Origin of the sequence: Streptomyces sp. NPDC020597 (assembly GCF_044335095.1) — a bacterium.
Lineage (GTDB): Bacteria > Actinomycetota > Actinomycetes > Streptomycetales > Streptomycetaceae > Streptomyces.
On sequence record NZ_JBIRUL010000010.1, the window covers coordinates 132,653 to 152,214 of the forward strand.

17 protein-coding genes are annotated in these 19,562 nt (G+C 71.7%); 11 read left to right on the forward strand and 6 right to left on the reverse strand.

The features are described from left to right. The first annotated feature begins 338 nt into the window (after positions 1-338). Entirely contained in the window at positions 339-1,571 is a 1,233-nt protein-coding gene (locus tag ACH4ZA_RS19610) for a PP2C family protein-serine/threonine phosphatase (RefSeq protein ID WP_398430602.1), read from the forward strand. A gap of 14 nt (positions 1,572-1,585) precedes the next feature. Here ACH4ZA_RS19610 and ACH4ZA_RS19615 read toward each other — a convergent pair whose 3' ends face one another. Continuing rightward, positions 1,586-1,996, reverse strand: coding sequence for a hypothetical protein (locus ACH4ZA_RS19615; RefSeq protein WP_398430603.1), 411 nt, complete (start codon positions 1,994-1,996; stop codon positions 1,586-1,588). Between the two features lie 290 nt (positions 1,997-2,286). Between ACH4ZA_RS19615 and ACH4ZA_RS19620 the strand changes: the two genes are divergently transcribed. Beyond that, a complete protein-coding gene (locus tag ACH4ZA_RS19620) occupies positions 2,287-2,961 on the forward strand; it encodes a potassium channel family protein (RefSeq protein WP_398430604.1) in 675 nt (224 codons plus the stop codon). 51 nt (positions 2,962-3,012) lie between these two features. Here ACH4ZA_RS19620 and ACH4ZA_RS19625 read toward each other — a convergent pair whose 3' ends face one another. After that, positions 3,013-4,038, reverse strand: a complete 1,026-nt coding sequence (locus tag ACH4ZA_RS19625; protein ID WP_398430605.1) for a 6-phosphofructokinase — start codon at positions 4,036-4,038, stop codon at positions 3,013-3,015. 431 nt (positions 4,039-4,469) lie between these two features. Between ACH4ZA_RS19625 and ACH4ZA_RS19630 the strand changes: the two genes are divergently transcribed. Continuing rightward, positions 4,470-4,946, forward strand: a complete 477-nt coding sequence (locus ACH4ZA_RS19630; protein WP_398430606.1) for a 4-oxalocrotonate tautomerase family protein — start codon at positions 4,470-4,472, stop codon at positions 4,944-4,946. A 75-nt stretch (positions 4,947-5,021) separates the two neighbouring features. On the opposite strand, the gene ACH4ZA_RS19635 is transcribed toward ACH4ZA_RS19630, so the two are convergent. Further along, positions 5,022-5,735 (reverse strand): SDR family oxidoreductase, encoded by a 714-nt coding sequence (locus tag ACH4ZA_RS19635; RefSeq protein ID WP_398430608.1) that lies wholly within the window; start codon positions 5,733-5,735, stop codon positions 5,022-5,024. 171 nt (positions 5,736-5,906) lie between these two features. On the opposite strand from ACH4ZA_RS19635, the gene ACH4ZA_RS19640 reads away from it, so the two are divergent. From ACH4ZA_RS19640 to ACH4ZA_RS19670, 7 genes are all read left to right on the forward strand, one after another. Further along, a complete protein-coding gene (locus ACH4ZA_RS19640) occupies positions 5,907-6,476 on the forward strand; it encodes a TetR/AcrR family transcriptional regulator (RefSeq protein ID WP_398430609.1) in 570 nt (189 codons plus the stop codon). 253 nt (positions 6,477-6,729) lie between these two features. After that, positions 6,730-7,821, forward strand: coding sequence for a LacI family DNA-binding transcriptional regulator (locus ACH4ZA_RS19645; protein ID WP_398430610.1), 1,092 nt, complete (start codon positions 6,730-6,732; stop codon positions 7,819-7,821). A 391-nt stretch (positions 7,822-8,212) separates the two neighbouring features. After that, positions 8,213-9,601 carry an ABC transporter substrate-binding protein gene (locus ACH4ZA_RS19650; protein ID WP_398430611.1) on the forward strand — a complete coding sequence of 463 codons (1,389 nt, stop codon included), beginning with the start codon at positions 8,213-8,215 and terminating at the stop codon, positions 9,599-9,601. A gap of 98 nt (positions 9,602-9,699) precedes the next feature. Beyond that, positions 9,700-10,644 carry a carbohydrate ABC transporter permease gene (locus ACH4ZA_RS19655; RefSeq protein ID WP_398430612.1) on the forward strand — a complete coding sequence of 315 codons (945 nt, stop codon included), beginning with the start codon at positions 9,700-9,702 and terminating at the stop codon, positions 10,642-10,644. Beyond that, on the forward strand, positions 10,641-11,579 hold the full coding sequence (locus tag ACH4ZA_RS19660) for a carbohydrate ABC transporter permease (RefSeq protein WP_398430613.1): 939 nt from the start codon (positions 10,641-10,643) through the stop codon (positions 11,577-11,579). The genes ACH4ZA_RS19655 and ACH4ZA_RS19660 overlap by 4 nt, the downstream gene beginning before the upstream one ends. A gap of 46 nt (positions 11,580-11,625) precedes the next feature. Then, positions 11,626-13,752, forward strand: coding sequence for a beta-galactosidase (locus ACH4ZA_RS19665; protein ID WP_398430614.1), 2,127 nt, complete (start codon positions 11,626-11,628; stop codon positions 13,750-13,752). 127 nt (positions 13,753-13,879) lie between these two features. Then, on the forward strand, positions 13,880-15,577 hold the full coding sequence (locus tag ACH4ZA_RS19670; protein WP_398430833.1) for an RICIN domain-containing protein: 1,698 nt from the start codon (positions 13,880-13,882) through the stop codon (positions 15,575-15,577). 166 nt (positions 15,578-15,743) lie between these two features. Here ACH4ZA_RS19670 and ACH4ZA_RS19675 read toward each other — a convergent pair whose 3' ends face one another. From ACH4ZA_RS19675 to ACH4ZA_RS19685, 3 genes are all read right to left on the reverse strand, one after another. Continuing rightward, positions 15,744-16,370 carry an HAD family hydrolase gene (locus tag ACH4ZA_RS19675; protein ID WP_398430615.1) on the reverse strand — a complete coding sequence of 209 codons (627 nt, stop codon included), beginning with the start codon at positions 16,368-16,370 and terminating at the stop codon, positions 15,744-15,746. 35 nt (positions 16,371-16,405) lie between these two features. Beyond that, positions 16,406-17,395: an LLM class flavin-dependent oxidoreductase gene (locus ACH4ZA_RS19680; RefSeq protein ID WP_398430616.1), complete on the reverse strand. Its 990-nt coding sequence runs from the start codon at positions 17,393-17,395 to the stop codon at positions 16,406-16,408. Positions 17,396-17,500: 105 nt separating this feature from the next. Continuing rightward, positions 17,501-18,709, reverse strand: a complete 1,209-nt coding sequence (locus ACH4ZA_RS19685) for an MFS transporter (protein WP_398430617.1) — start codon at positions 18,707-18,709, stop codon at positions 17,501-17,503. Positions 18,710-18,798: 89 nt separating this feature from the next. Between ACH4ZA_RS19685 and ACH4ZA_RS19690 the strand changes: the two genes are divergently transcribed. Then, a complete protein-coding gene (locus ACH4ZA_RS19690) occupies positions 18,799-19,560 on the forward strand; it encodes a DeoR/GlpR family DNA-binding transcription regulator (RefSeq protein ID WP_398430618.1) in 762 nt (253 codons plus the stop codon). Positions 19,561-19,562: the final 2 nt, after the last annotated feature.

Sequence of the window (19,562 nt, forward strand, 5' to 3'; positions counted from 1 at the left end):
AAGGTCCCTGGTGCTCGGTATCCGGCCCGCCTCCCCGGGTGGCAGGGGCGCCCGAGTGCGCGCTTCACCTCCGTCAGACGATCTCGAGGACGTCGTCCACGGGCCGGCGCGGCGTACCCGGGCCCGCGGGACCGTATCCGGGCCGGAGAACCATCTGGACGAATCCGTCCTGGGCCGAGGGTCCCGGACCGGGTGGGACATCGGTCCCGACCCGGCCGTCGCGGTGAGGCCGCCCAGGTGACGGCCATGGGCCGGAAGGGGCAGTACCAGGGCCCGGCGGCGCTCTCCCTCCTATGGTGGAGCAGCACAGTGACGGGCGGCACCGAGGCGGGCAGCACATGAGGGAACCGCGGATCGACTACGCGGCCGTGTTCCGGGCCCTCCCCGGCATGGTGGCCCTGCTCACCCCCGACCTCGTGTACGCCGACGCCAACGAGGACTTCCTGCGGTTGGCCGGACGCACCCGCGAGCAGCTGCTGGGCCGCTACATGTTCGACGTCTTCCCCGAGAACCCCAACGACGCGGCGGCGGCCGGCATGCGGGAGACCCAGGCGTCGATGATGCGGGTGGTGGCCACCGCGGAGCGCGACACCATGGCGTTGCTGCGTTACGACATCGAGGACCGCGCGCGGCCCGGCCACTGGGTGGAGCACTTCTGGAGCCCGGTGAACGCCCCCGTCCTCGGCCCGGACGGGGACGTGGTGCTGATCGTGCACCGGGTGGAGGAGGTCACCGAACTCATCCGGGCCCGCGAGGGCACGGGCAGCGACAGCAGCCGGGCCCGTGTGCTCGAAGCCGAGCTGTACACCCGTGCCCGTGAGCTGCAGGACGTGAACGAACGTCTGCGCCGCGCCCACGCGCACGATCGCGAGGTCGCCCTGGCTCTGCAGGCGGCGATGCTGCCCGCCCCGACGCCGGTCGGGCATCACAGGGCGGCCGTTCGCTACCGGCCCGCCGTCGGCACCCTCAACGTGTGCGGCGACTGGTACGACCTGGTCGACCTGCCCGGTGACCGCATCGCGGTCGCCGTCGGCGACGTCGTCGGTCACGGCCTGCGGGCGGCCGGCGTCATGGGGCAGCTGCGCAGCGCGCTCAGCGCGGCCGCCCGGGTCGCCGACGGCCCCGCCCGGGCCGTGGAGGCCCTCGGCCTGTACGCCCGTCATGTCGACGGCGCCGAGTCGAGCACCGTGGTGAAGACGTTCATCGACTGGGCCACCCACACCCTCACGTACAGCAGTGCGGGCCACCCGCCGCCCGCCCTGCTCGACCCGGAAGGCGCCGTGACCTTTCTCGACCAGGCGACCGACCCGCCGCTCGGTGCGCGTCCCGAGCACGTCCGGCGGCCCGAGGCCAGTACGGCCTTCACCGAGGGCGCCACTCTGGTCCTGTACACCGACGGCCTGATCGAGCGTCGCCATGAGGACATCGACGTGGGCCTGGCCCGTCTGGCCGACTCCCTCGTCCGCCACGGACAGTCCGACCCCGAGGCGTTGGCCGATGCCCTTCTGGCCGACCTGCTGCCCTCCACCGGCGCCACCGACGACACCGCGCTGGTGGTCCTGCGCCTGTGACCCGCGCCCCTTCCTCAGTCCTCCCGCCGCACGACGCACAGGGCCCAGATCACGAAGGCGTACAGCGCGATCAGGGTGAGCGACCAGACGGGGTAGTACGGGATCGACAGGAAGTTCGCGATGAGCAGCAGCCCCGCGATGCCGACCGCGACGACCCGCGCCCACGTGGAACGCGAGAAGAGGCCGACGCTCACGGCCATGGCGATGACTCCGAGGACCAGCTGGATCCAGCCCCAGCTCGTCAGGTCGAACTTGAAGACGTAGTTCGGGGTGGTGACGAACACGTCGTCGTCGGCGATGGCCATGATGCCCCGGAAGAGATCGAGGACACCGGCGATGAACAGCATGACGGCGGCGAACGTCACCAGCCCGCCGGCCCCCGCACGGGCCGATTCCGAGCGGTGATGAGTCGTGGTCGTGCTCATGGTGGATTCCTCACTTCCTCGGTGAGATGCAACGCCGAGCGCTGCACCTCCGAGCCTGCGGGCGTTCGGGCGGCGGGTGATCACCCGCCGCGGGTGAAGTCGGCGGACCGCGTCGGCCGGCAGGACACGCGGATCACCCTCTGCGGGCGATGCCGCAGCCGGCGGGGAGAGGTCCACTTGACCCCTGCCGTGACGACGTCACCCGACGTCACCGACGACGGGCTCCGGCCGGGAAATGTGGGAGACGCCCGGCCCCGCGCCGGACGGTCCTTCGAGCCGAGGACCAGGACATGACCCGACCGGATCCTTCCCGGGACAGCCGCCCGGCGGGCCTCGCCGCGCGGGGGTCCGGGTCGGTCCGCCGCCAGGCGGTGCGCGCGGGTCTGCGTACGGTCGCGACCGCGACCGGACTCGTCGTGGGGTACTACCTGCTGCCCATGGACGCGGAATTCTCGGGCGGCTCGGCCGTCGGCGTCGTCGTGGGGCTGATGGGCATGCTGGCGCTCTTCGCGTGGCAGATCAACACGATCGCCCGTTCCGCTTCCCCCCGGCTGCGGGCCGTAGAGGCACTGTCCACCACTGTTCCGCTCTACCTGCTGCTCTTCTCGGCGGCCTACTACCTGCTCGAGCGCAGCACGCCCGGCAGCTTCACCGAGCCCCTCACGAGGACCGACTCGCTGTACTTCACCCTCACCGTGTTCAGCACGGTCGGCTTCGGCGACATCACCGCCGTCACGCAGACGGCGCGCGTCCTCACGATGGTGCAGATGGTGGGGAACATCCTGCTCGTCGGCGTGGCCGCCAAGGTGGTGGCCGGCGCCGTGCGGACCGGTCTGCACCGCAGGGAGATGGGGGCGAGAGGAGAGGGGACGGACGGGGCAGGGAGCGCGGGGAGCGGGGGAACGGGCGGCGCGGGAGCGGGGCGCGAGGGCACGGGCGGCGGGGACGGGGCGGGCGGTACGTGACCGGTGCGTCGGCTCCCCGCGTCGCCGCCGGTGCTGCGACGTGTGGGCCGGTCAGCCGAAGAACACCTCGAACTCGTCGTACAGCGACGGGTCGACGCGCTTGGTCCTCGCCGTGGCCTCGGCGAGAGGGACGCGGACGATCCGGGTGCCCTGCACGGCGACCATGACGCCGAAGTCGCCGTCCTTGACGGCGTCGATGGCGTGCAGTCCGAAACGCGTGGCCAGCCAGCGGTCGAAGGCGCTCGGGGTGCCGCCGCGCTGAACGTGCCCCAGCACCGTGGTGCGGGCGTCCTTGCCGGTGCGCTGCGAGATCTCCCGGGCCAGCCACTCGCCGACGCCGGACAGCCGCACATGGCCGAACTCGTCCCGCGACCGGTCCTTGAGGATCACCTGTCCCTCCTTCGGGGCGGCCCCTTCGGCGACCACGACGATCGGCGCGTAGTTGATCCTGAACCGGTTCTTCACCTGCTCGCAGACCTGATCGACGTCGAAGGGCCGCTCCGGGACGAGGATCACGTTGCCGCCGCCCGCGATGCCGGCGTGCAGGGCGATCCACCCGGAGTGCCGCCCCATGACCTCCACCACCAGGGCGCGCATGTGGGACTCGGCCGTGGTGTGGAGTCGGTCGATCGCCTCGGTCGCGATACCGACCGCGGTGTCGAAGCCGAAGGTGTAGTCGGTGCCGAAGACGTCGTTGTCGATGGTCTTGGGCACGCCGACCAGGGGGATTCCCTGACGGCTCAGTTCGGCGGCCACGCCGAGCGTGTCCTCGCCGCCGATCACGACGAGCGCGTCCACCTCGTGCGCGGCAAGGGTGTCCTGGATGCGTCGCAGCCCGTCCTCGTGGGCGAGGGGGTTGGTGCGGGAGGAGCCGAGGATGGTTCCGCCGCGGGGGAGGATGCCCCGCACCCTGGCGACGTCCAGCGGCAGGACGACGTCCTGGAGCAGGCCGCGCCAGCCGTCCCGCGATCCGACGAAGTCGAAGCCGTATGCGTCGACGCCCTTGCGGACGACACTGCGGATCACGGCGTTCAGCCCGGGGCAGTCACCGCCGCCGGTCAGCACTCCGACCCTCATGGGCTTTCTCCCATCCGCTGGACGGCCCGCGCGGCGGCGGCCTCCGCGGTGACCAGAACCGCTGCCGGGAACACGGACCGCCTGCTTCAAGCGTCCTCCCGTTCGCCCCGCGGCGGCCACCCGGCGGCCGTCCGGCGGACGCCGGGCCGCCCGGAGACGCACCGTGACGCGGGCGACCGGTTGCCGATGAAGGACAACCCGTCGATCAGCCGTGCGGACGTCGCCGCCTTCATGCTGCAGGCCGCCGACAGGGACGAGTGGATCCATCGGAGCCCTGTGATCACCGATTGAGTCACGCCAGGCACCGGGCGCCAGGCACCGGGCTCCAGGCACCGGGCGCCAGACGCCGGCGCCTGGAGCCGGGGACGAATATGACAGCCGTTATAGAGGGGTGCAGCCTCCGCCTATAACGATCGTCATAGGAGGATGTCGTGACCATCATCACCGTGAACACGCCCAAGGGGCGCCTGGACCTGGAGCAGCGTCGTCAGCTGGCCGAGACGCTGACGGACGCGGTGCTGGTGCCCGAGGTGGGGCAGCACGCCCCGGCCGCCCGCGTCGGCTTCCAGGTGCACTTCGTGGAGCGCGAGAGGGACATGGCGGCCATCGGCGGCAGGCTGCTGGCGGACCTCGCGCCGGAGGTCGACGTGATGGTGATCGATCTGGCGGTCATGGACGCGGCCTGGCAGCCGGAGGTGCGCGCCGAGGTGATCGAGCGCGTCCTGGCCGCCATGGCGGCCGCCTGCGGGCTGGAGGAGCCCGCGCCGGCCTGGTGGGTCAACTTCCGGGTGATCGACGAGGGCGGCTGGGGCTCGTCCGGCGGTGTGCAGTCGATCCTGCCGCTGCTGGAGAGCGGGGTGTTCACCGACGAGCGGGTGAGGGCGGTGCGGGCCGCGTTGGGCGTCTGACGACCGGCCGCGCGCCCCGGACGGCCGCCTGAAACCATGCCCGGGACGGCCGCAGCGGGGGCCGTCCCGGGGCGGTCACGCCGCGGCCTGTGCCGCCAGTTGGGGATACAGGGCCGCGAGGTCGTCCGCGAGGCCTGCCTTGACCTGGCGGGAGATGTCGTCGGCGAGGACCTCGTGGGCGTCCGTCTCGATGCCGTCGAGGGCGAGTGCGGCGACGGCCCGGGGGTCGGACTTGGGCGCGTCGACGCCGGAGGCGAGATCGGTGTCCACATAGCCCACGTGCAGTCCGGTGACGTTGATCCCGCGCGGCCTCAGTTCCAGGCGCAGTGAGTTGGTCTGTGACCACAGGGCGGCCTTGGAGGCGCTGTAGGAGCCGCCGAGCGCGATCCACGAGAGGACGGAGTGCACGTTGAGGAGGTGGCCGCCGCCGTTGCGCTCGATCACCGGCACCAGGGCCCGGGTGAGCAGGAGCGGGCCGTAGAAGTTGGTCTCGAACTCCCGGCGCACGTCGTCGACCGGGGAGTCGAGGAAGGACGCGCCGACCGAGGCGCCGGCGTTGTTGATCAGCACGGTGATGTCCTGCGCCCGTGCGGCGGCGGCCGCCACGGAGGCCGGGTCGGTGACCTCCAGCGCCAAGGGCACGGCGTCGGGGTGCGTCACGCTGCGCGGATCGCGGGCCGTGGCGTAGACCCTGCCGGCGCCGCGTGCGTAGAGCTCCTCCACCAGCGCCTTGCCGATGCCCCGGCTGCCGCCGGTGACGAGGATGTTCGCGCCCTTCAGAGTGGTCATGACTGCCTCCGCACAATGAGAAACCGATCGGTTTCCACCAAGATAAACCGATCGGTTTCTCGGTGCAAGTGTCATGGGCGGTGCGTCTGTGCCCGAATGGTCGGGCCGGGCCGCCCCCGTTGCGGAAACCGATCTGTTTTCAATGGGTCGGAATCGCGTTAGCCTCGCCGTATGACCACCGATGTGAAGTCGAGTCCCCGAGCGCGGCTGCTGGAGGCGGCGGCCACGCTCATCTACCGAGACGGCGTCGGCGTCGGCGTCGACGCCCTGTGCAAGGCTGCGGGGGTGTCGAAGCGTTCCATGTACCAGCTCTTCGACAGCAAGGACGAGCTGCTCGCGGCGAGCCTGGAGGAGTGCGCCTCCGCCTACGTGGCGACGCTTGTGCCCCCGGCCGGCGGCGACCGTTCGCCCCGCGGGCGGATCATGTACGTGTTCGACCGGTTGGCGTCGGAGGCGGGCGCCCCCGACTTCCAGGGGTGCCGGTTCCTCGTCGTGCAGATCGAGCTCAAGGATCCCAGTCACCCCGCGAGCCGGGTCGCCCACCGGGTCAAGGGGAACCTCACCGCCTTCTTCCGCACCGAGGCCGAACGGGGCGGGGCGAGCGACCCGGACCTGCTGGCCCGGCAGCTGATCCTGATCTTCGACGGCGCCAGCGCCCGTGCGGGAATCGGGGCCGACACACCCACCGGTCTGGTCGCCCCCACGGTGGCCGTGCTGCTCGACGCGGCGGGCGTGCGCTGACGCGTCGCGCCTGTCCCGAGCCCTGGCGGGAGTCCGGATCTCCCCGATCCCCCGCCATGGAAAGGGAGTTGAGGGGCGGAGCTGCGCCCGGCGAGGTCCGTCGAGACGGCCGGGCGTTGCTTCGGGATGACGGCAATGTTGCGGAAACTCTTGACGCGCCCCCTCTGGCTGCGTAGATATGTCAGCGCAGTCATGTCAGCGCAGTCATACCGAACGACCGTGTTGCGCGACTGCCGGAGATCAGGAGAGACCCATGGCACGACTGGCAGGCCGCAGCACCGGCGCCGCACCACGCAGCATCGACGTGGCGCGGCTGGCGGGCGTCTCGCAGAAGACGGTGTCCAGGGTCATGAACGGTGAGCAGTACGTCTCCGGCGACGTGCGCCGACGTGTCCTGGAAGCCGCTGAGACCCTCGGCTACCGGCTCAACCACGCCGCCCGGGCCCTGGCCTCGGGCCGGACCCGGTCCATCGGCGTGGTGACGCTCGGCACGGCGCTCTACGGCCCCGCCTCACTGCTGATGGGCCTGGAGCGGGCCGTGCGGGACACGGGGTACACGCTCCGCGTGGTCAACACCGTGGAAGGCGACGCCGCGGGCATCGCCGGCGCCGTCGACTCGCTCCTCGAGCAGGGCGTGGACGGCATCGTCGTCTCCGAGCCGATCGACGAGGAGGGCGACGCCGACCTCTCCATCCCCGCCGACGTGCCGTTCCTGATCCTCGGGGCGCCGCCGCCGTTCACCGTCCAGCGGGTGGTGACCGCCGGGCTCGTCGCCCACCAGCTGGCCCGGGCCGTCACCGAGCATCTCCTCGGCCTCGGGCACCCGACCGTCCACCACCTCGCCGGCCCGCAGCGCTGGTACGCGGCCCGGGACCGGATGGAGGGCTGGCGGGCGACGCTGGCCGCGCACGGCAGGCGCGAACCGCCTGTGATCGCGGGCGACTGGTCGGCCGCCTCCGGGTACCGCGCGGGACACGAGCTGGCCGCGGACCACGACGTCACGGCGGTGTTCGCCGCCAACGACGACATGGCGATCGGCCTGATCCGCGGCCTGCTGGAAGCGGGCCTCCGGGTACCGCAGGACATCAGCGTCGTCGGCCTCGACGACATACCGGTGGCCGCCTACGTGACCCCGCCGCTGACGACGGTGCGCCAGCCGTTCGACGCGACGGCCCAGGACGGCCTCAAACGTCTGGTGCACGCCATCGAGAACCCGGACTCCGACCCCATCCCGGCGGAGGACCCGCCGGTCAACCTCGTGGTGCGCTCCTCGACGGCGCCCCCGCCGAACCGCACGACCGCGTCCGCCCGGACGGCCCCCGCGCCCCGGAGGACCACGGTCTGACCGCCGGGCGCCCGCACCCGGTTCCCCGATCACGATGGGAGACCAGCCCACCCACAGCCCACAGCGCGCCACGCTCATCCGCCTCCCCCCACACCCGCACCCCGCACCCGAGTGCGCGAGCCGGCCCGGCCGTATCCGGTCGTCGCCGCGCCCACTCACCAGCGCGGGGCCCGGACACCGCTCCCAGAGCCGCCTGCCCGGGCCCACGCCCCTCCTCCCGCCTCCTCGGGCGTGAGCCCTTCTGCCGGCCGACGAGCGCGACGCGCTCGGCCCCGCGAGGAATCCCCACCCCGCCGGTCCCGCCGTCCCACCCGTCGAACCCGGCCTGCAGACGCCCCGACAGCACGTCGCCCTGTGCGCCGATTTCCCTACGCCCTCTGCGGAGTCCACCATGTCGAAAATCCTCTCAGCCGCCTCCTCGGCACCCCTGAACCGCCGTGGCTTCCTCGCCGCGACCGGAGCCCTGACGCTCGCCAGCGCGCTCTCCGCCTGCGGCGGCGGTGACAGCGGCTCCGGCGGCTCCTCCGCCAAGGCCGTCAGCCAGGCCGACATCGACAAGGCCATGAAGACGCCCACCGAGCTGACGTTCTGGACCTGGGTCCCGAACATCGACAAGGAGGTCGCGCTCTTCCAGCAGAAGTACCCGGCCGTCAAGGTCAAGGTGGTCAACGCCGGTCAGGGCACCCCGCAGTACACCAAGCTGCGCACGGCGCTGAAGGCCGGCAGCGGCGCCCCCGACATGGTCCAGATCGAGTACCAGGCGATCCCGACGTTCACGATCACCAACAGCCTGCTGGACCTGCGGCCCTACGGCGCCGCCGCGTTGAAGAACACGTTCGTCGACTGGACCTGGGGGCAGGTCAGCGGCACGAACGGCGAGGTGTGGGCGATCCCGCAGGACACCGGCCCGATGGGGATGCTCTACCGGCAGGACATCTTCGACAAGCACGGCATCGCGGTCCCCACCACCTGGGACGAGTTCGCCGCCGCCGCCCGCAAGCTCCACAAGGCCGACCCCGACGTCTACCTCACCAACCTCGCCGCCAACCAGGTCGCCGCCTGGCACGGTCTGCTGTGGCAGGCGGGCGCCAAGCCGTACGTCACCTCCGGCAAGAGCGACATCACCATCAGCGTCGACGACGCCGTCTCGCAGAAGCTCGGCGCCTACTGGGGCGGCCTGGCGAAGGAAGGGGTCATCGGCGTCGAACCCGACTTCACCGACTCCTGGTACGCCGCGCTCAACAAGGGCAAGTACGCCACCTGGATCACCGCTGCCTGGGGCCCCGTCTTCCTCTCCGGCTCCGCCAAGGCCACCGCGGGCAAGTGGCGAGCGGCCCCGCTGCCGCAGTGGGACGCGTCCAAGCCGAGCTCGGGCAACTGGGGCGGTTCGACCACCGCCGTCATCCGGTCCACCAAGAACCCCATCGCGGCGGCCCAGTTCGCGAAGTTCCTCAACAGCGACCCGGCCAGCGCGAAGATGTTCGCCACCGAGCAGTTCTTCTTCCCCGCGACCAAGGCCCTGCTCGCGGACGCCTCCTTCGTGGGCGACGCGCCGGCCTTCTACGGCGGTCAGAAGGTGAACCAGGTCTTCGCCGACATCAGCTCCACGGTCAGCTCCTCCTTCCAGTGGCCCCCGTTCCTCGACCAGGCGGCCACCGACTGGACCGAGACCGTCGGCAAGTCCCTGGCCGACGGCGCCGACACCGCCCGCGCGCTCGGGACCTGGCAGTCGAGGCTCACCACGTACGCCGAGAAGCAGGGCTTCACCGTCAAGGGCTGACGGACCGCCGGGTCCCGCTCCACGGCGCGGGACCCGGCCCGGTTCCCACCCTCCCCTCGCCACCCCGCACAGCAGCATCCTCTTCCCAGAAAGGGCCGATGATGACCGCCACACCCACGGCCTCCCCCAAGGGCCGGCGTCGAGACGGGCCGGGACGCCCCGGGCGCGGCGGCGCTGGCCGGCGCCGGTCAGCAGGGCCGCTGTTCGTCGCACCGTTCATGGTGCTGTTCCTCCTGCTCTTCCTCGCGCCGCTCGGCTACGCCGCCTACCTCAGCCTCTTCCAGGAGCGGCTGATCGGCGGCACCGCGTTCGTCGGCCTCGACAACTACACCCAGGCCCTCACCGATCCGCAGTTCCTCCACGGCGTCGGCCGCGTGGCGCTGTTCTTCGTGATCCAGGTGCCCGTGATGCTGCTGCTGGCACTGCTGTTCGCGCTCGCCCTCGACAGCGGCCTGCTGCGGCTCGCCCGGGTGATCCGGCTCGGCATCTTCGTGCCGTACGCCGTGCCGAGCGTGGTGGCCTCGCTCATGTGGGGCTATCTGTACGGCCCGGACTTCGGCCCGTTCGCCCAGATCGCCCGGAAGATGAGCCTGCCCGTCCCCGACTTCCTCAGCGACGGCTGGATGCTCGGCAGCCTGGCCAACATCGTGACCTGGGAGTTCGTCGGCTACAACATGATCATCCTGTACGCCGCGCTGCGCACGATCCCGACCGAGCTGTACGAGGCCGCGGCCGTGGACGGCGCAGGCGCCTGGCGCATCGCCTGGTCGATCAAGATCCCCGCCCTGCGCCCGGCGCTCCTGCTCACCCTGCTGTTCTCCGTCATCGGCAGCTTCCAGCTGTTCAACGAGCCCAAGCTGCTGATGAACATCGCCCCGGACGTCATCACGAGCTCCTACACCGCGAACCTCTACGCGTACACGCTCGCCTTCACCGGCCAGCAGGTCAACTACGCGGCCACGGTCTCCTTCCTCCTCGGCCTCGTCATCGTGATCGCCTCCTACGCCGTCCTGCTCACCGCGAACCGCAGGAGGACCCCGTGACCGCTCTCACGCAACCGGACACCGTCGCACCGACCGACGAGCGCACCGGCGGCACGAGCCGCGGCAGGCGACCCCGGCCGTCGGGCCGCCGCCGCAGCACCCCGCTGACCATCGCGATGCTGGCCGCACTCGCCTACTTCCTCCTCCCGCTGCTCTGGCTGCTGATCGCCTCGACCAAGAGCACACAGGACCTGTTCACCACCTTCGGCCTGTGGTTCTCGCACGCTCCGCAACTGCTGACGAACCTCGGGGACACCTTCACCCAGGACGACGGCGTCTTCGTGCGATGGCTGCTCAACACGGTCGTGTACGCGGGCGTCAGCGCGGTCGGCGCCGCGCTCCTCGCCGCCGCCGGCGGTTACGGCTTCTCCAAGTTCCGCTTCCGCGGCGACCGCACCGCCTTCAACCTGGTCCTCGGGGCGGTCATGGTGCCGACCACGGCCCTGGCGATCCCGACCTATCTGCTCTTCGCCAAGGCGGGCCTGGTCAACACCCCGTGGGCGATCATCCTGCCCTCCCTCGTCAACCCCTTCGGCCTCTACCTGATGCGGGTCTACGCCGAGGACGCAGTCCCGGACAGCATTCTCGAGGCCGCCCGCATCGACGGCGCAGGCGAGGCCCGGATCTTCTTCCGCATCGTCCTCAGGCTGCTCAGCCCCGGACTGGTGACCGTCCTGCTGTTCACGCTGGTCGCGACCTGGAACAACTACTTCCTGCCGTTGATCATGCTGAACGACCCGGACCTCTACCCGGTCACCGTGGGCCTCTCCTCGTGGGCGGCCCAGGCGCAGAACGGCGGCGCGGGCGCCAGCAGCGACATGTTCGCCCTGGTCGTGACCGGCTCCCTGATCTCGATCGTCCCGCTCGTCGTGGCGTTCCTGCTGCTCCAGCGGTACTGGCAGAGCGGCCTCGCCTCCGGCGGCGTCAAGCAGTAGCCCGCGCCCCTCACCCCACTCCACGTCTTCCCGGAGGTCTCCCCCTATGGCGGCTCTGCCTGCCCGTGTCCTGTTCGGCGCCGCGTACTACCACGAGTACACGCCCGCCTACGATCCCGAACTCCGCCCGGACGAACGGCTGAAGACCGACCTGGACCTGATGGCGGAGGCGAACTTCAACGTCATCCGGGTCGGCGAGTCGGTCTGGTCGACCTGGGAACCCAGCAGCGGCAGCTTCGACCTGGACTGGCTCCAGCCGGTTCTCGACGGCGCCCACGAACGTGGCATCTCCGTCATCCTCGGCACCCCGACGTACGCGGCGCCGCAGTGGCTGGCCCGCCAGTACCCGGAGATCACCGCCGAGCGTGCCACCGGGCAGCGGATGGGCTGGGGAGCCCGGCAGGAGATCGACTTCACCCACCCCGCGTTCCGCTTCCACGCCGAGCGGGTGATCCGGAAGATCGCGGCACGCTACGCCGACCACCCGGCGGTCATCGGCTGGCAGGTCGACAACGAACCGGGCCTGCACCTCTTCCACAACCGCGGTGTCTTCCAGCGGTTCGTGGACCACCTGCGGGAGAAGTACGGCGACGTCGAGACCCTGAACCGCGAGTGGGGACTGGTCTACTGGTCGCACAGGCTGTCCGACTGGTCCGACCTGTGGACGCCCGACGGCAACGAACAGCCCCAGTACGACGTCGCCTGGCGGGAGTTCCAGGCCCGCCAGGTCACCGAGTTCATCGGCTGGCAGGCCGACATCGTCCGCGAGTACGCCCTCGACGGGCAGTTCGTCACCACCTGCATCTCGTACACCCGCCAGGGGGTGGCCGACGACGAGCTCGCCGCCCGACTCGACATCGCCTCCGGCAACCCGTACTACGACATGCAGGACGGACTCCTGCTCCCCGACCCCACCCCCGACACCCACGAGCAGGTCTGGAAGACCACCGGCGTCTGGTCGATGTACCAGACCGCCGACTGGATGTTCTCCTCCCGCCAGGAGCCCTTCCTCGTCACCGAGACCAACGCCCAGAGCATCGGCTTCCCGTGGGACAACCGGCCGGGCTACGACGGCCAGTGGCGCCAGGCGGCCTGGGCGCACGTGGCGCGCGGCGCGCGGATGATCGAGTACTGGCAGTGGCAGACCCTGCGCTTCGGCGCGGAGACGTACTGGGGCGGCGTCCTCCCGCACAGCGGACAGCCGGGCCGCACGTACGCCGAAGTGGCCCGTCTGGGCGCGGAGTTCGAGAAGGCCGGTCCGCTGGTCGCCGGACTCGAACCGGACGCAGACATCACGATGGTCTATTCGACGCCGAGCAAGTGGCTCATGCAGAAGTACCCACCGCTCGCGACAGCGGAAGGCGGACCGGACGCCGCCGCCTACCACCGCCTCTTCGACCCCTTCTACCGCGGCGCCTTCGACGCGCGCCGTCAGGTGCGGATCGTCCACGCCCGGCAGCTCGGGGACCTGACCCCGACGGAGGCCGCACGGCGCCACCCGGTCCTCGTCGTCCCGGCCCTGTACGTCGTCGACGACGTCACCCTCGACCGGCTGGCGGCCTACGCCGAAGCGGGCGGCCACCTGGTCCTCGGACCCCGCACCGGCTACGCCGACCACGAGGCCCGTGCCCGGCTCACCCCGGCCCCCGGCCGCCTCGCCGACGCGGCGGGGGCGACGTACGACGAGTTCGGCAACCTCCACGGGGAGGTCCCCGTGCACAGTGCGCCCGGCAGCCCGCTGCGGCTCCCGGAGTCCGCCACCGCGACCCACTGGATCGAGTGCCTGAACGTCACCGACGCCGAGGTGCTCGCCGGATACGACCACCCGCACTTCGGCCGCTGGCCGGCCGTCACCACCCGGCCCCACGGCGCGGGCCGGGTCACCACCGTCGGCACGGCGCCGGGCCGCGACCTCGCCCGGGCGCTCGCCGAATGGCTGGCGCCCGCCCCGGGCCACGCGTGGCAGGACCTTCCCGAGACGGTCACCGCGACGACCGGCGTCTCTCCCGACGGCCGCCGGGTCCACATCGTTCACAACTGGAGCTGGGAGTCCGCACGCGTGAGCGCGCCGGCCGATCTCTCCGACGTTCTGGACGGCACGTCCGTTCCCGCCGGCACACCGCTGGACCTCGGTCCCTGGGACGTCCGCGTGCTGATCACCGCAACACCGTGATTTCCCCGAAGGAGGGGCAGTGAAGAGAAGTACCGCAGCAAAGGCGCTGGGCAGCTCCATCGCGGCAGCGGCACTGCTGGCCGGCTCCGTGGCCGGCGCGCAGGCGTACAACCCCACGGGCGGGACCATGTACCGGCTGGGCGGTGAGCCGTGCCTGAAGGGGCGGGGCAACTGCGCGGTCTACCCGAAGTCGGCCGAGCTCCCGAGCGGGCGGCTGGTCGCGTCGTTCGAGAAGTCGACGGTCGTGACGTCGTCGGGCAGCGCGGCCGGACAGACCCTCCCGGTCTACAAGAGCGACGACGACGGGACGAGCTGGCAGCCGCTGTCGGAGGTCAAGGCGCCCGCCGACCTCTCCAAGGACCCGAAGTACGCCAAATACACGAGCAACTGGACCAACCCCTACCTGTACGTCCTCCCGCAGAAGGTCGGCGGGATGAAGGCAGGCACGCTCCTGCTGGCCAGTGTCGTCTCCGGCGACGACCACTACTACACGGAGCACAAGGCGGCCGACCCGAACTGGACCCCGTCCAACGACGGCGACCGCAGCGATCTGGCCATCGCCCTGTACTCCAGCACCGACGACGGCAGGACCTGGAAGATCGTCAACGTCGTGGCGACGGGCGGCTGGCAGGGCGGAAGCGCGGGCGCGGTCGGCCAGAACGTCGCCGCCGCCAACAAGAACCGGCAGGTGGACCCGCTCTGGGAGCCGTACCTGATGGTCTACAAGGGCAAGCTGGTCTGCTACTACTCCGACGAGAACGACTACGTCGGCTTCGACCCGGTCACCGGCGTTCCCAAGCCGGACCCCGCGAACGACACGGCCGCCGACTCACACGGCCAGATCCTCGTGCACCGGACCTGGGACGGCAGGAGCACCGACTGGAGCGCCCCCGTCGTCGACGTCTCCGGATCCGTCCAGGACATGGGCGGCGGCAAGACGGAGACCGGCGGCGGCCGGCCGGGCATGACCAACGTCGTGCCCACGGCCGACGGCAAGTGGATGCTCACCTTCGAGTACTGGGGCGGCGGGGCCAACACCCGCTATGTCATCGCCGACGACCCGCTGAAATTCTTCCGGCGCAGCCAGACGGGCATGCCGGTCGGCTCGCTGCCGGTCGTCGCCGGTTCCCGTCCGCTCGCGGGCGGCGGCAGCCCGGTCCTGATCCGGCTGCCCGGCGGGCGCCTGGTCTACAACGCGGCGAACAGCGGCAGCGTCTGGGTCAACGACAGCGGACGCAGCGACGGCGTGTGGACGGAGTACCAGACGACGTCGTCGGCCGGCTACAGCCGCAACCTCCAGTACGTCGAAGGCACCGGCCGCGTGGCGATCCTCAACAACCAGGGCACGTCCACGATCGCCTTCGCCGAGGTCGACCTCGGCGAGTCGGCCGGCGCCTACTACCGGCTGGTCAACCGCAGGACCGGCCAGGTGATCGGCACCGGCAACAGGACGAACGACGCGAACCTCGGCAACGGGAACACGCCGGACGTGGCCCTGGAGGACTCCGGCGCGGCGGCGAACCGGGACACCCAGTACTGGCACGTGGTGACCGAGCCCAACGGCGGCACGACCCTGCTGAACAGGTCGGGCGGCCGTGCCGCGGCCGTCTGGACGGGCAACGCCACCGCCGGGCAGCGCATAGGCCAGTGGGTCGACAACAGCGCGACCGGCAGCTGGACCCTCGTCAAGAGCTCCGACGGCTACTACAGGCTCCAGGCCGTCAGGAACACGAGCCTCTTCCTGACCGGCGCGTCCACGTCGGCGCCGCTGACCCTCCAGACCGCGGCCGACGACGGCTCGCAGGACTGGAAGCTCGTCCGCTAGCCCCTGGTGGTCCGGCAGCAGTGCCGGACCACCGCCCGCGCCGCATCCGCGCCGAAGCATCGACGAGAACACCACAACCGAGCAGTTCGCCGAGGAAGCCCGCTGGAACGCGGCCTGCCACCGGCTCGCCCAAGCCCTGTGAGGGCGGTCCCTCAGGACCGGTCGCTCAGCGCGTGACCGCCCCCAGCCAGGTGTCGACGACGGCCGCGAGGGCGTCCTGACCGGTGAACACGTGTCCGTTCATGCCGACGGCCTGCGCCGCGCGGACGTTCTCCTCGCGGTCGTCGACGAAGAGGACGTCGGTGGGTGCGGCGTGCAGGGCGCTCACGCAGTGCCGGAAGGCGGCCGGGTCGGGCTTGGCCGCACCGATCTTCCCGGAGAAGGCGACGTGGTCGAGACCGTGCAGCCAGGACTGGGCGGTGACGAAGGCGTCCGCGTGGTCTGCGGGGATGTTGGACAGCAGGGCGACCCGGGCACGGTCGCGCAAATGCTGCACGTAGGCGACCATGCGGTCGTCGACGCGGGACCAGCTGTCGATGTCGGCGAGCCTCAGCTCCTCGATCGCGCAGGCGTCGGCGGGGCGGGACACCGCGTGCAGGACGTCCGTCCAGTACGCGGCCGCGGTGTGCCGTCCGGAGTCGTAGGGCGGGCGGTGGGTCCAGTAGGCCGTGGTGAAGGCGTCGGGGGAGGCCTGGCAGCGGGCGGCCATCTTCTCCAGGGCGCCCGGACGCTGGTGGCGGGCGATGACCCCGAAGAGGTCGAAGAGTACGACGCGGCGGCGTTCGGCGGACATGGCGGTCCCTTTCCTTGAATTCTCGGCCGTTCGGTTCAGTGCCGGTGGGGCAGGGCGCGGGCGAGTGAGTCGAGCGCGTCCAGCGGGTCGGGTCCCGCCGGGGCGAGGACGACGCTGGTCGCACCGGCCGCATGACGGGCGTCGATTGCCGCGCAGGCCTGTGCGGGGGTGCCGGAGATGCTCAACGCGCGGACCCAGTCGGCGGGCATCGTTCGGGCGAAGTGCCGCGCGTCGGGGCTCGCGGCGCGGTGCGCGCGCAGCTCCTCGGCGAAGGGCAGGGGGTCGATGTGCGCGGCCCACTGCGGTTCGCCGACCGATTCCAGGACGGTGCGGACGCGGGCCGACGCGGCCTCCTCGTCGTCGTCCACGGCGGCGGCGTCGTAGACGACGATCTCCGCAGGGTTCGCGGCGGCGGGGCCCAGGTGGCGCAGGGAGGCGGTGATGTAGCCGGGTGCGGCGGGCTCGGCCAGGAGGAGTCCGTCGGCGACCTCGCCCGCGACCGCCTGCGACTTGGGACCGCGCACACCCAGGATCACCGGCGGGACGACGTCCGGGACCTCGGTGACGACCACGCCTTCACAGCGCACGTACCGGCCGTTCTCGGGGCCGGGCTCACCGGCGATGAGCAGGCGCAGCGCTCTCGCGTACTCCTTGATCAGCGTCAGCGGACTGGCGGGCCAGGAACCGGCCTGGCGCATCCATCCGGGCATGCCGTGACCGATTCCCGCGATGAGCCGGCCGGGGTGGAGCTGCGCGAGCGTGGCCAGCTCCATCGCGGCGAAGCACACGTTGCGGGCGCCGGCGGGCATGATCCCGATGCCGACCGTGAGCTTCGTGGTGGCGGCCAGGACGGTGGCGGCCTGGGCGACACCGCCGCGCCAGCCGAGGTCCTCCACCACCCAGACCTGGTCGAACCCCAGCTCCTCGGCGCGCCGGACATAGGGCAGCACCTCTGCGACGGGGAGGTCCAGGGGCAGCATGACACCGACACTGCGGTGGGCGGGACGTGCGTGGGGCTCGGACATCGGGGGCTCCTTCGGTCGGCTCGGGGCTTCGTGGACCGGCCGTGGCGACCGGGGGAGGGGAGAGCTTGTGCGGCACGGTTGTCAGGGACCGTGCCGCACAAGCGGTCAGTGGCTGCCGACCGCCGCCTCGCGCGGGCGGGTGCGGTCCGGTGCGGTGTGCAGCACTCGGGCTCCCACGGCGGTGGTCACGCACAGCAGGGTCAACAGGACGAAGGCGTGGTCGAGGGCCACGAGTCGGGTCAGCCAGCCGATCACGGCGGGGCCGGCGAGCATCCCGACGTAGCCGAGCCCGGCGACGCGGGAGACATTGGCCCCGGCGGCGGAGGGGTCGGCGTGCCCGGCCGCGCTGAACAGCTGCGGGACGCAGCCGGACAGGCCCAGGCCGAACAGCGCCCAGCCGGCGAACACGGTCCACAGCGACGGGCCTAGGGTCACGAGGGTCATTCCGACGGCGGCCGTGGCCGCGCCGTGCCGCAGGATCGCCATGGAGCCGAACCGCGCGGCGATCCGGTCGGCGAGCAGCCGTCCGACGGTCATGGCCGCGGCGAAGGCGCCGTAGGCGAAGGCCGCCGTGCCGGCGGGCGCACCGAGGACGTCCTTCATGTGCAGGGCGCTCCAGTCGTTGGCGGCGCCTTCGCACAGCATGACCATCAGGGCCAGGACGGCCAGCAGCCAGACCCGGCCCGTCGCGCCGCGGCCCCCGGCCGTCGGCGACGTCTCCGTCTCCTCCGCCGGGCCGGGGCCTTCCGCCGCGGGGGCGGCCGGCAGCAGGGCGCGAGCCGAGGCCAGGGCGACCACGATGCCCGCTGCTCCCATGGCGGCCATGCCCACGGCCGGGGGCAGGCCGGCGCTCGCCGCGCCCGCTCCGGCGAGTGCGGCGAGGACGCCTCCTATGGAGAACGTGGCGTGGAAGCCGGACATGACGGGGCGGCCGTAGGCCTTCTCCACGTGTATCGCGTGGGCGTTCATGCTCACGTCCAGGCAGCCGTTGCAGAACCCGAAGACCAGCAGTGCGGCGGCCAGCGTCCACGGATCGTGGGCGAGGCCGGGCAGGAACAGGGTCGCGCCGCACAGGACGCCGCCGGCGGGCACGACGGTGCGGGTGCCGAGGCGGTCGGTCAGGGGACCGGCCACCTGCATGCCGGTGAAGGCTCCGAGCCCGAGGACGACCAGCAGGCCGCCGAGGGCGGCGTGGCTGATGCCCACGCGCTCCTCGACGGCGGGGATGTGCACGACCCAGGTGCCCAGCAGCGTGCCGTAGAGGACGAAGTAGGCGTAGGTCGCCACTCGGGCGTCTCGCAGGGAACGATCCATGCCGCCATCGTAACGAACATTTTCCATGTTCGAAAATCGAGCGAATGAACATGTTACTTGTTCATTCTCCGGTGGTGTTCAATCGCGGTATGAGCAACGCACACCGGCACGGGTTGATCGCGAAGGCCGTCCGGGACTCCGGCGGCGCCACGGTCCAGGAACTCGCGGAGCTGACCGGCGCCTCCGAGATGACCATCCGGCGCGACCTCGACACCCTCGCCGCCCAGGGCGTCCTCGAACGCGTCCGCGGAGGCGCGCGCACGCTGCTGCTCCGCGGCGAGGAACCCCCCTTCGCGCTGCGCTCCCACGAGGCGGTCGGCGTCAAGCGCCGGATCGCCGCCGAGGTGTGCGCCCTCATCGCCGACGGCGAGAGCGTCGTGCTGGACAGCGGCACCACCTGCCTGGAGGTCGCGCGGCTCCTGCGGGAACGGCCCGTCACCGTGATGCCCCTGTCCCTGCAGGCCGTCCACCTGCTCGGCGGGACGCCCGGCCGGGCCACACTGGTCGTGCCCGGCGGACAGCCCCGCGCCGCCGAGGGAGCCCTCACCGGCCCCCTCGCCCTCGCCTCCCTGGCCGCCCTGCGCTTCGACACGGCCGTCATCGGCTGCTGCGGGCTGACCGCGGCCGACGGGCTGACCGCCTACGACCTCGACGACGCCGCGGTGAAGAAGGCGAGCATCGCCTCCGCCCGCCGCGTCGTCGCGGCCGCCGACGGCAGCAAGCTCGGCCACACCGCCTACGCCCACGTCGGGCCGGCCGCCCTCCTGAACACCCTCGTCACCGACACCGGAGCCGCCGCCGACGAAGTCGCCGCCCTCGAGGCCGGCGGCACCGTCGTCCGTACCGTCTGACG

What these genes read in the sequence shown, in the direction of transcription:
- ACH4ZA_RS19610 (WP_398430602.1), top strand. Translation starts at nt 339, where the DNA reads ATGAGGGAACCGCGGATCGACTACGCGGCCGTGTTCCGGGCCCTCCCC.
- ACH4ZA_RS19615 (WP_398430603.1), bottom strand. Translation starts at nt 1,996, where the DNA reads ATGAGCACGACCACGACTCATCACCGCTCGGAATCGGCCCGTGCGGGG.
- ACH4ZA_RS19620 (WP_398430604.1), top strand. Translation starts at nt 2,287, where the DNA reads ATGACCCGACCGGATCCTTCCCGGGACAGCCGCCCGGCGGGCCTCGCC.
- ACH4ZA_RS19625 (WP_398430605.1), bottom strand. Translation starts at nt 4,038, where the DNA reads ATGAGGGTCGGAGTGCTGACCGGCGGCGGTGACTGCCCCGGGCTGAAC.
- ACH4ZA_RS19635 (WP_398430608.1), bottom strand. Translation starts at nt 5,735, where the DNA reads ATGACCACTCTGAAGGGCGCGAACATCCTCGTCACCGGCGGCAGCCGG.
- ACH4ZA_RS19640 (WP_398430609.1), top strand. Translation starts at nt 5,907, where the DNA reads ATGACCACCGATGTGAAGTCGAGTCCCCGAGCGCGGCTGCTGGAGGCG.
- ACH4ZA_RS19645 (WP_398430610.1), top strand. Translation starts at nt 6,730, where the DNA reads ATGGCACGACTGGCAGGCCGCAGCACCGGCGCCGCACCACGCAGCATC.
- ACH4ZA_RS19650 (WP_398430611.1), top strand. Translation starts at nt 8,213, where the DNA reads ATGTCGAAAATCCTCTCAGCCGCCTCCTCGGCACCCCTGAACCGCCGT.
- ACH4ZA_RS19655 (WP_398430612.1), top strand. Translation starts at nt 9,700, where the DNA reads ATGATGACCGCCACACCCACGGCCTCCCCCAAGGGCCGGCGTCGAGAC.
- ACH4ZA_RS19665 (WP_398430614.1), top strand. Translation starts at nt 11,626, where the DNA reads ATGGCGGCTCTGCCTGCCCGTGTCCTGTTCGGCGCCGCGTACTACCAC.
- ACH4ZA_RS19670 (WP_398430833.1), top strand. Translation starts at nt 13,880, where the DNA reads ATGTACCGGCTGGGCGGTGAGCCGTGCCTGAAGGGGCGGGGCAACTGC.
- ACH4ZA_RS19675 (WP_398430615.1), bottom strand. Translation starts at nt 16,370, where the DNA reads ATGTCCGCCGAACGCCGCCGCGTCGTACTCTTCGACCTCTTCGGGGTC.
- ACH4ZA_RS19680 (WP_398430616.1), bottom strand. Translation starts at nt 17,395, where the DNA reads ATGTCCGAGCCCCACGCACGTCCCGCCCACCGCAGTGTCGGTGTCATG.
- ACH4ZA_RS19685 (WP_398430617.1), bottom strand. Translation starts at nt 18,709, where the DNA reads ATGGATCGTTCCCTGCGAGACGCCCGAGTGGCGACCTACGCCTACTTC.
- ACH4ZA_RS19690 (WP_398430618.1), top strand. Translation starts at nt 18,799, where the DNA reads ATGAGCAACGCACACCGGCACGGGTTGATCGCGAAGGCCGTCCGGGAC.